The sequence below is a fragment of the Sphingosinicella terrae genome (genome assembly GCF_003347635.1).
In the GTDB taxonomy this organism is placed as follows: Bacteria; Pseudomonadota; Alphaproteobacteria; order Sphingomonadales; family Sphingomonadaceae; genus Allosphingosinicella; species Allosphingosinicella terrae.
Genome location: NZ_QDFY01000005.1, coordinates 239,503 through 252,207, shown reverse-complemented (window position 1 = coordinate 252,207; position 12,705 = coordinate 239,503). Strand labels below are relative to the sequence as shown.

At 68.8% G+C, this 12,705-nt stretch carries 10 protein-coding genes; 6 read left to right on the top strand and 4 right to left on the bottom strand.

The features are described 5' to 3' along the window. The first annotated feature begins 159 nt into the window (after positions 1 to 159). The 5 genes from DDE10_RS13130 (at position 160) to DDE10_RS13110 (ending at position 5,843) form a co-directional block, all read left to right on the top strand. The gene (locus tag DDE10_RS13130) at positions 160 to 2,844 is read left to right on the top strand and encodes an Eco57I restriction-modification methylase domain-containing protein (protein WP_284734644.1); all 2,685 of its coding nucleotides are present in this window, start codon (positions 160 to 162) and stop codon (positions 2,842 to 2,844) included. Then, positions 2,844 to 3,626 (top strand): hypothetical protein, encoded by a 783-nt coding sequence (locus DDE10_RS13125; RefSeq protein WP_114953223.1) that lies wholly within the window; start codon positions 2,844 to 2,846, stop codon positions 3,624 to 3,626. The genes DDE10_RS13130 and DDE10_RS13125 overlap by 1 nt, the downstream gene beginning before the upstream one ends. 353 nt (positions 3,627 to 3,979) lie before the next feature. Then, complete coding sequence (locus DDE10_RS13120; protein ID WP_162806602.1) at positions 3,980 to 4,279, top strand: hypothetical protein; 300 nt, start codon at positions 3,980 to 3,982, stop codon at positions 4,277 to 4,279. A gap of 214 nt (positions 4,280 to 4,493) precedes the next feature. Beyond that, a complete protein-coding gene (locus DDE10_RS13115) occupies positions 4,494 to 4,958 on the top strand; it encodes a hypothetical protein (RefSeq protein WP_114953221.1) in 465 nt (154 codons plus the stop codon). A gap of 267 nt (positions 4,959 to 5,225) precedes the next feature. Then, entirely contained in the window at positions 5,226 to 5,843 is a 618-nt protein-coding gene (locus DDE10_RS13110; RefSeq protein WP_114953220.1) for an opacity protein, read from the top strand. A 159-nt stretch (positions 5,844 to 6,002) separates the two neighbouring features. Here the strand turns inward: DDE10_RS13110 and DDE10_RS13105 are convergent, their stop codons facing one another. From DDE10_RS13105 to DDE10_RS13095, 3 genes are all read right to left on the bottom strand, one after another. Beyond that, a complete protein-coding gene (locus DDE10_RS13105; RefSeq protein ID WP_114953219.1) occupies positions 6,003 to 6,314 on the bottom strand; it encodes a DUF1905 domain-containing protein in 312 nt (103 codons plus the stop codon). A 435-nt stretch (positions 6,315 to 6,749) separates the two neighbouring features. Next, the gene (locus DDE10_RS13100) at positions 6,750 to 6,989 is read right to left on the bottom strand and encodes a DUF6894 family protein (protein WP_114953218.1); all 240 of its coding nucleotides are present in this window, start codon (positions 6,987 to 6,989) and stop codon (positions 6,750 to 6,752) included. Between the two features lie 384 nt (positions 6,990 to 7,373). Beyond that, a complete protein-coding gene (locus DDE10_RS13095) occupies positions 7,374 to 8,117 on the bottom strand; it encodes a Crp/Fnr family transcriptional regulator (RefSeq protein ID WP_114953217.1) in 744 nt (247 codons plus the stop codon). Positions 8,118 to 8,337: 220 nt separating this feature from the next. Here DDE10_RS13095 and DDE10_RS13090 point away from each other — a divergent pair, with 220 nt between their 5' ends. Then, entirely contained in the window at positions 8,338 to 8,691 is a 354-nt protein-coding gene (locus DDE10_RS13090) for a response regulator (RefSeq protein WP_162806601.1), read from the top strand. A 713-nt stretch (positions 8,692 to 9,404) separates the two neighbouring features. On the opposite strand, the gene DDE10_RS23820 is transcribed toward DDE10_RS13090, so the two are convergent. Continuing rightward, entirely contained in the window at positions 9,405 to 12,683 is a 3,279-nt protein-coding gene (locus DDE10_RS23820) for a PAS domain S-box protein (protein WP_284734643.1), read from the bottom strand. Positions 12,684 to 12,705: the final 22 nt, after the last annotated feature.

The following is a 12,705-nucleotide window of genomic DNA, read 5'->3' as shown; positions in this document are numbered from 1 at the left end:
GCCGTGTCCACCCCGGTCGATGCAGCCTGGTTGACCCAGTATACCGTCGGCGACGCACGCCCCGAGGGGCTGGTCCAGGTCGAGGGCTACGATCCGACCGGACGCCCGCCGCACGAAGTCTTCGCTCTCGAGAAGGCGGCCGGCTACGGCGCCCGCGCGGTGTTCTTCGAGGCCGGCACCGACGGCGGCAACGGCGCGCCCCAAGCCTTCGTCTTCGTCGCGAAGGACGCAGACGGCTCCGACGAGCGGTTCGCCGAAATCCATCAGCGTCTCTGGAGCTGGGGAGGCGTTCCCCTTGTCTACCGCCACGTCGCGGGCGCCGTTCAGCTCTTCCGCTGCGCGCACCGACCCGACTTCGCCGAGAAGGGCCGTCTCGTCTGCAGGCCGTTCGACATCCTCCGCATCGGTGCCGACGTCGCCAATGCGGAGGCCTGGTGGGATGCCCGACGGCTCAGAACCGGAACGCTATGGGACGATCCCGCCATCGCCGACAAGCTGCTCTCGTCCGACGACTCTGCACCGCGCCGGCTCGTCGCCGCCGTTAGGAACCTCCAGGCGAAGCTACTCGCCGATAGCGCACTCGACCACGGGCTCCAGCGGCGCCTCCTGATCCTGTCGCTGCTGGTCGCCTATCTCGACCAGCGCGACGCTCTGCCGGACAACTTCTTCCCGACCTTCCTCGAAGGAGCCGACACGTTCGCGGCCGTCCTCGCCGACGGCCCCGCCCTACTTAGGATGCTCGACGCGCTGAAGATCCTCTTCAACGGCGACGTCTTCTCGCTCGACCAGCAGGAGCTGGCGGCGATCGGCAGGACGACAGAGCTCGCCGAGTTCAGCCGCCTTGTGGAGGCCCGCGAGGAGCGGTCCGGCCAGACGAGCCTTTGGGCGCTTTACTCGTTCCGCGATCTTCCGGTCGAGGTCATCAGCAACATCTATGAGCTTTTCGTGTCGGACCCCACCGACAGCGTCTACACGCCGCCAGCGCTCGTGCGCCTCATCCTCGACGAGGTGCTGGACGACGCCCGCATCGACCGCATCCTGGACGATGGCAACGTCGCCCTCGACCCGGCCTGCGGATCGGGCATCTTTCTGGTCGAGACCTTCAAGCGCATCGTCATGCGCTGGCGCGCCCGCAACGGCTGGATGCGGCCGGGGGTCGAGACGCTGCGCGACATCCTCAGGCGGGTTCACGGCGTCGACAACGACCCGGGCGCGATCGAGCTTGCGACGTTCAGCCTCTGCCTCGCGATGTGCGACAGCCTGACGCCCGAGGAGATCCGGGCCACACCGCAGCTGTTCCCGAAGCTGCTCGGCTCGAGCCTCACCCACTCCTGCTTCTTTACCGCGAAGGACGACGGACTCCTCTCGAAGGACGTGGCCGTGCTCGTCGGCAATCCGCCCTTCAAGTCCGGGCTCAAGACGAAGGGAGCCAAGACTGCCTACGCTCGATACATCGAGGACCACGGCAAGCTCCCCGACCTTCAGGTCGCCTACCTCTTCCTGCACGAGTCCATGAAGCTGCTCCGGCGCGGCGGCATCCTCGGCATGCTCCAGCAGTACAACCTGCTCTACAACGAGAAGCCCGACTTCCGCAGGCTCTTCCTAGCCAGCTGGAACGTGCGCGAGGTGCTCGACTTCGTCTCCGTGCGCGGCCTCTTCTCCAAGGACACGAAGGTCGTGGCCGTCGTTGCGGTCGCCGAGCCACCGTCCCCGGATGGAAGCATCCTGCACGCCGTCTTCCGCAGAACCGCGCGCGCGGACGCCAGCCAGCGCTTCGACATTGACAGCTACGACCTCCACCGCATCCCTAGGGCTGCGGCCGCGGCCGACCACACCCCGGACTTGTGGCGCTCGAACCTGCTCGGCGGCGCGCGAACCTACGCATTCGTCAAGCGGCTGCGGAAGATGCCGTCGCTCGCCGCCCACGCCAAGGCGATGGGGTGGGATTACGGAGAGGGATTCATCGAGGGACAGGACGGCAAAGCCAGCAATGCCGTCCATCTCTACGACCAACCACTCCTTCCCTCAGAGGCTCTCACCTTGGACGGCATCGACCGCTCCCGAATCGGCACGGTGGAGCGCAAACCCATCGAGGGGCCGCGAAACGCCGCACGTTTCACGCCGCCCATGCTCCTCGTCCGCGAGCATGCGGACCTCCCCAACTTCCTCTGGACAGACGGATACCTCACCTACAAAAACCAGATTGTTGGGTTCGCCGCCAGCCGCGTCGCCGACCTGAAGCCGGTCGCGAGGTGGATGCGCGAGGAGGCGGTGGCATTGCGCGCCTTCGTGGCGGCGATCAGCGTGAAGATGCTGTCGCAGAAGGCGACCACGCTATCGGCCCGTGACGTCTACGACCTGCCGTTCGATCCGGGTGCGGACGGCCTCGACCTCAGCGAGAACGAGTTCCGCGTCGCGCATGACATCGTCGACCACTATCTGGACTACGTTCGCCTCGGGAATTCCTCGCCGCTCGCCCGCCGGAGGGCGGCGGACGGACTCGAACAGTTCGCCGCCACCTTCGCAGAGCAGGTCAGCGCCCTCTATCCGAAGAATCCGCTCCGACCATCGGGCTTCCTCGACCTCGGCGGCACGGTCATCCAAGCGTTCGCGTTCGGGAATGCCGAACTTGACTGGTCGCAGACGAAGCAGCTCACAGGCCGTCTCGACGCACTCCTATGCGCGTCGCGAGGATCGTCGCTCACCATGACGCGTGTGGCGCGGGTCTACGACACGTCCTTCGTGTTCCTGCTGAAGCCGGACCGCCTGCGCTACTGGCTGCCGTCCGTGGCGCTTAAGGACGCTGACGACGTCCTGGCCGACCTTCGCGACCAGGGCTTCTGATGCTCGCCGACGAGACGGCCGCCGGACCGGTCGGCAGCCTGTCGCCCACCCTACACCGTCCGTCGGCCTGGCTCGAGACGGTTATCGACTTCATCTACGGCCAGCTCGCCGGCTGGCGTGACGATCACGGCCGACCGGCGGCCACCGCAGAGACGCGGCTGACTTCCCAGCTCTGCCAGTTCCTCAACAGCGCGACCCGCACGGCCGGGTTAGACATGATCGTGTTCCAGACTGAGGTGCCGGATCCCGGCGCCGGCGGGCGCACGCTCGACCTGGTCCCCGGTCCACGCGGGTGCATGATATGGATCGATGGCCGCAGACACTCGCTCTACGACCCCATCCTCCCCATCGAATGCAAGCGCCTCCCGACTCCCTTGGCCAAGGATCGCGAGCGGCGGGAATACCTGCACACGCAGAAGCGGACCACCGGCGGCATGCAGCGTTTCAAGAGCGGCGCCCATGGATCCGCACACGGCGTCGGCGTCATGATCGGCTACGTTCAGACCGGAACGCTTGAAAAGTGGCTGGCGGGCATCAACAGGTGGATACGCGTGCTGACCAGGGCGGGGATCAAGGGCTGGTCGCACCGCGATGGTCTGCGGCGCGTCGCTGGCGACGCCACCCTGCGCATCGCCCGGCACCGGTCGAAGAACGCCCGGACCAGCGCCGCACCGATCACGCTGCATCATCTCTGGATCGATATGGGGGCGACGCCCGCGCCGACAGCCGCACCCGCCAGTACGACCCACGGTACCAAGGGCCATTCCCCGACCAGCCCATAGGTCCCTCAGAATCAACTGCGATCCCCTCGGTTCCGCCAGCCGGAATATGGGCGCCGTCATGCACCCGGTCCGCATGGACATAATCGGCACACCCATAGGCGCGCGAGATGTATGTGGTCATCGGCGTTGCGCGTTCGCTTTGAACGGTACGTTAACCCTACTCAAGGAAGTCAATCCCCGACATTGAGCCTCGCCTCCGGCTGCGATAGCCAAGATCGATGCGGCGTCTGCGTCTCACTCTTCTCTGCCTGTGTACGATGCCCGCCCTCGCGGCGGCGCCGTCCGGATGCTCGGCATCGTCCTGCTCGGTCGCCGGGCGTGACTGGCCCGACCATGTCGGGCCTTGGCCGCCGATGCCGGAGGCGATGCCGCCCCATGTCGCGATCAGGCTCACCGGCGGTGACCGGATCGCATGGCGCGAAGACAGCGTTCACCCAGCCACGTGGCGCACCTCCTCGCGCGCGGAAACCGAACGAATGGTTGCCATTATCGAGACGATGAATCCGCAGCCCTATCTGGTCGTCGAGGTGGCGGCCGGGGCAGATTGTGACACCGTGCGGTGGCTGGCGGAAACGCTCGAACAGGTGGCGATGTGCCGTGAGGAGAAATGCGTGGAGCGGGCGGCCTGGGAGAATTATTCCGACGGGACGTGAGGTTGGAGAGTGGTGGCGGAAGTCCGGCACCGGTTGGCGTCATGGCTGTCCGCTCCGGCCACGCCGCCCAAGGAAGAGAGATCCCGGATCAAGTCCGGGATCACGAAGTTGGGGATGGTCGGATTCGACTTGGATCCTGCGCGTTCCGGACCTCGAGAGTCGCGGCGCCTCCTCATTGCTGGGATTGCCCGACCCGCTTAGCCTCGTTCCGGCCATGACCGACTGGATATGGCATCTGCGCGGCCGCGTGCCGCTGGACGGCGCGGAGCCGGCAGAGGCGGTGCTGGATCGGATCGCGGGGCTGTTCGAGGCGGAGCGGAAGCCCGTGGTTGTGCGCAGCGAGCGGGAGGTCGTCTTCGACGATCCCCTGGGGAGAGACTTCCCAAGGTCCAATCGATCGCGTCTGGTCGGCTATGATCGGGGGCGGGTCTGGATCGAGGAGGGCTCGGCGGCGCGGGTGCTCAGATACGAGCTGCGCAGCCTTCACATGCTCCTCTTCTGCCTGTTCGGGGCGGGCATGGCCTTCTTCGTGGGGCTGGTCAGCGCGAGTCTCGTCGCCGGGCTGAAGGCGGCGGGCCTTCTCTTCGCCTGGGTCTACGGCGCGAATATTCTCTTCGCGTTGCTGCGGGCGCCGGGGCTGATCCGGCGGGCGGTGCGGGAGGCGGAGGGTAAGGCGTAGCCGGAGCGGGACGCGCGCCGGAGCGGCGGCGCCGGCTGAACCGCCTGGCGCGGCCGCCCAAGAAGCGGGATCCCGGATCAAGTCCGGGATGACGACCTGGGTGGTCAAGCGGAGCCCATGGGATGGGATTACCCGCCTGCAAGGGGCTGTGTCCCATCTGTCACACAGCGGATTGTTTCAGTTGCCTTTCGCAACCTAGACCGGTGCCGGCGGGTTCAGACCGCATCCCGCAGATGAACCCATCGCGGCATGTACCGGAGTAACTTCATGAAAACGCATCTCTTCGCAGCCGCCGTCCTGGCGGCCGGGATCCCTGCCGCCGGATCGGCGCAGTCGACCTCCTCCTCCGATTCCGGCTGGAACACGACCGGTGCGCCGGCGGCGGCCGAGCCGGCGCCAGCCGCGCCGGACGGCACCCCCGCCTTCGGCATCGAGCCCTATGTCGGCGTGCTCGGCGGCTATCATTCGTTCGACCGCGACAGCGAGTTCGGCACCGTGCCGGGCCGCGGCCGGATGGGCGGCTGGCTGGTCAGCGGCATTGCCGGAGTCAATGTGCCCTTGGGGCCGGTCTTCGTCGGCGCCGAGGGCAATGCCACCAAGGGCTTCGACGACATCAGCTGGGAATATGGCGTTCGCGGCCGGGCCGGCGTCCGCGCCGGCGACAGCGGCATGGTCTTCGCCTCGGCCGGCCACCAGTGGGTGAACGGACGGCGCGGCTTCAGCGACCAGAAGGACTGGATCTACGGGATCGGCGTCGAGGTCGGCCCGAGCGACATCGGGCTGGGCGGGATCACCGGCAATAGCGGCGTCCGCATCCGGCTCCAGGCCGAGACCTACGATTTCGACAGCCTGCGGCCGATGGCGGGGCTGGTGTTCCACTTCTAGATTGGAACGGCGACGGGGGGACGGCGGGCGGGGGTGCGAGAGCGCCTCCGCCCGTTTCTTTTTGGGTGGGGGAATGGGCGTCGGGCGTGGTGCGCCAAGGAAACGAGATCCCGGATCAAGTCCGGGATAACGGATTGGGAGGCGGGATGACCGCGCGCCTCAGCGGGCGTCGATCCTCATCTCGATGCGGACCCGGTCGCCGAGGCCGAGCCCGGCGGCGCGCTGCACGGCGACCTTGATGGGCAGCAGGTAGGTGCCGTCTTTGGGGAAGAGCGAGGTGGTGAAATCGGTGCCGGCGATGGTGGCGGCGACGGGGACGCAGCCCCAGCCGTAGCTGGCCAGGCGGGCGGCACGGCGGACCTCTTCGGCGAGCGCGGCCGGGACCGGGGCGAAGAGATAGGGGGCCGGGCCGCGCCAGTGGATGATCTCGGAGTCGAAGTCGAGGTGGAGGAGCGGGGTGGCGGTGGGCATGGTGGGGGGTCCCGGGTGGTTGTCGTGGAGCGTAGCCGATGCGGCGGAGGGGTTCGAGCGGCTGAAGGCAATCGCCAACGCCGAACACCCTCACTCTACCCTCACCCTACCCTCTCCCTCCCCTCTCCCTCGAGGGAGAGGGTTTCATGTACCCTCACCCTGCCAGTTCAGCGGGAGTCCTGTCCCCCTGGCAGGCCCGAGGTCCGCTCAACTCCCCCCAAAGAGACGGCCTTCTGGTCGGCGGGCGGCTCGGCGACCGGCGGCGGGCGCCGAACAGCCTCGCTCTGCCGGCTCGGCGGCGGGGCTGCCTCCAATGGGGCGGAAGGCCGCTGAGCTTCGTCCAGGGATAGGGCGGGAGAAGGGAGACCCCGGATCGGGTCCGGGATGACGAGGGTGGAGGCGTGGCGATTTCTGCCTCTTCGGCGAGCGCGCGCGCTAGCCGCTGACGGTGAAGGCGTCGCGGAAGGTGATGCGGAAGAGGATGGCGCCGCTTTCGTCGGCGACGTCGATATAGTGATCGAGGTTGACGTTGCCGAACTGGCGGATGTGGGCGCAGACCAGCTCACGGGCGCTTTCGAGGGCCTGTTCGCGCGCCGCTTCGAGATCGGCGAGCTCCAGGCCCTCCTCGTCCTCGACGAAGAGATCGTCGTGCAGGTGGAAGCGATAAAGCGGCACGGCGGGTGAACCGCTGCGGGAGGCGGGCGTTCCGGCCCGCCCCGCCGGGGCGTGGCGGCGGGGGCGATTTCGCGGCGGAGGCGTGGCCGGAGGGTCACGGTTCGGGAGACGCTGCCGGCGGGGCAAGGATCCCCTTCCCCGCACGCACGTGCGGTCATGCTCGGGCCGCCCTCCCGGCAAGGCTGCGACGGAAGGCGGAGCCGGAACCGGCGGAGCGGCCGGACATTCTCCCCGTCAGTGACGCGAGGAACGCCATGGCCGACGAGAACCGCCCTCTCGAGCAGAAGATCACCACCTTTCCCAAGGTGGTGGTGGCGATCTTCTTCGCCGTCGCCGCGGCGCTTCTGATCTACGCCTTGTTCTTCAACGCATAGCCACTCCGGCTCAGGCCGGCTGGGGCTCGCGCAGGTGGAGGTAGGCGGCGTCGAAATCGCCGGCGCGGGCGAGCGCGGGCCAGTCGCCGATGCGGATGGCGCGCTGCCGGCGCTCGATCAGGCCCTCTCCTTCGAGCGCCATCAAAGTCCGGTTGACGTGGACGGAGGTCAGGCCGAGCGCGTCGGCGAGCTGCTCCTGGGTCATCGGCAGCTCGTAACGGCAGGGCTCGCCGAGCCCCGCCGCGGCGAGCCGGAAGGAGAATTCGCACAGCAGATGGGCCATGCGGGTGCGGGCGTCGCGGCGGCCGACATTGAGCGTCCATTCCCGGAAGATCGATGCATCGACCAAGGTCTCGGTCCACATCGCGCGGCCGATCGCCGGCCGATCGAAGGCAAGATCGCGGATCGCCTCGACCGGGATCAAGGCGGCCTCGACATGGGTCAGCGCCTGGAGGTTGTGATCGGCGATGCCGAGCAGCGAATTCTGCAGGTCGGCGAGATCGCCCTTCATGTGGATCGAGAAGATCTGGCGGCCGCCATTGCCAGCGACCTTGTGGCGGAAGGCGAAGCCGGACAGGAGCAGGCACGAACGCTGCGGCGAGTCGCCTTCTCGGACGATATGCTCCTGGGGCCGGTATTCGAGCCGGCGGAAGGGAAGCGCCAGGAGCGCGGCGACGTCGGCCTCGTCCAGCGGACCCAATTGGCGGAGGCGGCGCACCATCGGCTGGAGCGCGGCGGAATCAGCGGTGGACATTGCGGCTCTCCACAGGGCGGGAGCGCTGTCGAGTCTCTCAGCCACCAGCACGCCAGTTAGGGAGCGGACGGTGGCAGCACCTTATACTATTTTGGGAATCCAGGCTAACCTGGATTGAACTTTCCTCGGCCCGGCGGGTTCTTCAGATCATCGTCGAGGGAACTCACCGGGGCATCGGCGGCTGAGAGACATTGCGCGCTCCCGCCCCCGGGGACCCGAATTGCGCGCACTCATCATCGAACAGGATATGTGGATCGGCCTGATGATCGAGGCGGTGCTGCGCGATCTCGGCTACACGCATTTCGATTTCGCCGCGTCGAGCGAAGCCGCGGTCGCCTATGCCAAAGCGCGCTGCCCGGACCTGATCACGTCCGACGTCCGGCTCGATTCGGGCACCGGCGTCGAGGCGGTGCAGGCGATCTGCTCGACGCGCCTCGTCCCGGTCGTGTTCGTCACGGCGACGCCGTGGGAGGTGCGCGAGGCGGACGCCCGCGCCGTCGTGGTGGCGAAGCCGTTCGGCGAGGAGAGCCTGGCGGCGGGGGTGGCGCGGGCGACGGTGGCGCGGGAGGCCTGAGCCCGGGCGGGATGCCGGATGCGGCGGCGCGGATGGGAAGACCGCCTGGTCGCACGCAAAGACGCAAAGGCGCCGCGGCTGGGGCGGCTTCCGTTCCCTTCGGGGGAAGAGGCGCCTGGGTCCGAACTCGGGCGACGGGGTGCCTGGCGAGGTGCGCCGGCGCGGGCGGGAACTCGGCTTCTGTTGCACGCGAAGACGCGAAGGCGCGAAGGGCGCGAGGCTGGCGGCCGGATGCGGTTTCGCTGCGGGCGGCGCCTGGACGCTGCGCCGAGAGGGGAAAATGGGTTTCATGACCGGACGGGTCGGCCTGTCCCTTGGACATGACTTGCGGGGAAGGCGGCACCCCGGCCTGGCCGTCGTTTCGCGGGAGAGAAAGCGCAGAGTCCGCGCGAGTCAGGCCCGCTTTTCATTCAGCCATCCCGGCGACGGCCGGGACCCATGACCACAATCGCTACCGGGTGAAAGCGAGGCGCCCGAACCTTCAGCCCCAGGGTTCACGGGTCCCGGCTTTCGCCGGGATGACGAGAAGGCGCCGGGATGACGAGAAGGAACGTGTCTTCTTCGCGGCTTTGCGTGAATCCGGCGGCGGTTCCGATCGCGCGGAGACAGGAGGATCGAGCCGAGACTTCTGGGGCCCTCTTCCCGGCCTTCGGCCGGAAGAACCCCTCCACCGCACGTCGTGCGGTCCCCCTCCACCGGCAAAAGCCTTGAGATCAGGGCTTGAGGGCGGCGAGGGCGGCGGCGAGCTCGGGCTGGCGGAAGGGCTTGGCCAGGCGCGGCAGGCCGGGGCTGATCGCGTCGAGACCGGCATAGCCGGAGACGACGAGGAGGCGGATTCCGGGGTGGCGCGCGGCGACGGCGGCGGCGAGCTCGGTGCCGCTCATGCCGGGCATGAGCTGGTCGGTGACGACATAGTCATAGCGCGGAGGTTCGGCGGATCCGCCTTCGCCTTTGGCTTCGGCGGACAAGCCCGCTTCGGCTTCGGCGAGGCGGGACAGGGCCTCGGCGGCGCTCGCGGCCTCGTCCACTTCGTAGCCGAGGTCGCGGAGCATGTCGGCGGTGCTCAGGCGGACCAGCTCCTCGTCGTCGACGACGAGGATGCGGCCGGCAGCGGCGGGCGGGCCGAAGGCGGCGCGGGAATCGCGACCGGTCGGGGCGGCGGCGACGTCGGCGGCGGGGAGCCAGAGGGTGACGCTGGTGCCGAGCCCGGGACGGCTCGACAGGGTCATCGCGCCGCCCTGCTGCTCGGCGAGGCCATGGACCATGGAAAGGCCGAGGCCGGTGCCCTTGCCGAGGCCCTTGGTCGAGAAGAAGGGCTCGACGGCGCGGGCCATGGTGTCCTCGTCCATGCCGATGCCGGTGTCGGAGACGCTGAGCCTGAGATAGGCGCCGGGCGCGAGGCGGGCGGGATGGCCGGGGGCGACGGTGTCGGCGGTGGCGGCGATCGTCAGCGTCCCGCCGTCGGGCATCGCGTCGCGCGCGTTCACGGCGAGGTTGAGGATCGCCATTTCGAGCTGGTTGGGATCGGCGAAGGCGGGCGGCAGATCGGCGGGCACGCCGACCTCGACGCGGATGCGCGGACCCGAGGTGCTGGCGATGAGATCGGCCATGCCGCCGACGAGGGCGTGGAGATCGACCGGGCCGGGCCTGAGCGGCTGGCGGCGGGCGAAAGCGAGCAGGCGCTGGACCAGCGTGCGGGCGCGCTCGGCCGATTCGAGCGCGCCGGCGATGATCCGCTGGTCGCGCGCCGAGCCGATGCCGGCGCGCTGGAGCATGTCGAGCCCGCCGACGATCGGGGTCAGGAGATTGTTGAAATCGTGGGCGACGCCGCCGGTGAGCTGGCCGATCGCCTCGAGCTTCTGCGACTGGCGCAATTGCTCGTGGACGAGTTCGAGCTCCTCGGTGCGGCGGCGGACGCGCTCCTCGAGCGTCTCGTTGAGGCGGACGAGATTGGCCTCGAGGCGCTTCCTTTCGGTATCGTCGGCGAACACGCCGATCATCCGCGCCGGGCGGCCGTCCTCGCCCGGCACCGCGTCCGACAGGCTGAGGATGATCCGCTCGGCACCGTCGTCGAGGCGGATTCGATATTCGGTGTCGAGGCGGGCGCCGGCGTCGCGCGCGGCCTCGACCTCGGCGAGGATGCGGGGAAGATCGTCGGGATGGATGCGGCGGAAGACGGCGCGGCCCTCGATCGGGCCCTCGGCGGGGAAGCCGAACAATTCGCGGCTCCGCGCATCGAGCGCGACCCGATCGGTGGCGAGATCCCAGTCGAACGTGCCCAGGCGGGCGATGGCCAAGGCGGCGTCGAGCCGATCCTTGCTGTCGCGAAGCTCGGCCTCGACCTTCTTCTGATCGGTGACGTCGATCTGGAGGCCGTCCCAGATCAGGCTGCCATCCTCCTGCTCGCGCGGCGCGGACAGGATCCGCGACCAGCGCAGCGCGCCGTCGGCGCGGCGGAAGCGGGCGAAGGCGTCGAACGGGCGGCGAGCGGCGATCGCCTTGGCTTCGGCGGCGGCGAGAGCGGCGGCGTCCTCGGGGAGGATGAGACTGTAGGGGAGCAGAGGATCCTTCGCGACCGCCTCGGCGGGAAAGCCGGTGAGCGCCTCAAAGCTGTCCGAGACGAACAGGAAGCGGCGATTGCCGCCCTCGGCGTCGGTCGCGATCTGATAGACCATGCCGCCGCGCAGATTCTCGGTGAGGGCGCGAAGCCGCGCCTCGCTCTCGCGGATCGCCTGCTCGGCGCGGCGGCGCTCGGTAACGTCGATGGTGACGGCGAGGACGCCATAAGGCTCGCCGTCGGCGCGGCGGATCACCGAGACGCTGTTATTGACCCAGACGACCGAGCCGTCGGGCCGGACGTAGCGCTTGTCGTGGATATAGGGCGCGCCCTTCGCCACCGCCCGCTCGAACAAGGGCACGTTGCGGGGGAGATCGTCGGGATGGGTGATCGACTGCATGGTGCGCGAGAGCAGATCCTCGCGGGTGCGGCCGGTGATCTCGCAGAAGCGGTCGTTGACCAGGGTGAAGCGGCCGGTGAGGTCGACCTGACCGAAGCCGGCGGTCGATTGCGAGACGAAGGCGGCGATCTGCTCCTGGCGCTCGGCGAGACCGGCGGCGGCGCGCAATTCGTCGGTGACGTCCTGGCCCTGGACGAAGATGCCGGTGACTCGGCCGTCGGGATCGCGGATCGGCTGGTAGACGAAGTCGAGGAAGCGCTGCTCGAGCCCGCGCTCCGTTTGCAGCCGCACCGGAATGCCCTTGCCGACATGGGCCTCGCCCGATTCGAATACCCGGTCGAGCAGCTCGACGAAGCCCTGGCCGGCGACCTCGGGCAGCGCCTCGGCGACGGTGCGGCCGATCAGCGCGCCCTTGCCGGCGAGCTCGCGATAGGCGCGGTTGGCGAGGCTGAAGACATGGTGGCGGCCCTCGAGCATGGCGATGAAGCCGGGCGCCTGCTCGAACATCTGGTGGAGCCGATCGCTCTCGTGGAGCGCGCGCCGCTCGGCGCGGACCTTGGCCGTGGTCTCGACGACGATGGCGACGATGCCGACGATGGCGCCGGTCTCATCCTCGATCGGCGAGTAATCGAGGTCCATCCACACCGGCTCGGGGGCGCCGTTGCGGTCGAGGACGAGCTCCTGGTCGCGATAGGAGAGCGTGCCGCCGGCGAGCACATGGCGCATCATGCGATCGTTGAAGTCGGCGACCTCGGGCCAGCCCTCGCGCACCTTCGATCCGAGCAGGGCCGGGTGGCGGCCGCCGGCGAAGACCGAATAAGCGTCGTTGTAGATCATGACGCCGTCCTCGCCCCAGCAGGTGACGATCGGCACCGGCGAGCGCAGGATGAGCGCGATGGTGGTGCGAAGCACCGCCGGCCAGGCGGAAGCCGGGCCGAGGCTGGTCCGCTCCCACGGGAAAGCGGCGATGAGGGCGGCGATGTCCGTGCCCGGGCCGGCGTGATCCGGCGCCGGCATGGTCGGTGTCGTGCTCATCGGATCGGACGCCCCCTCCAGC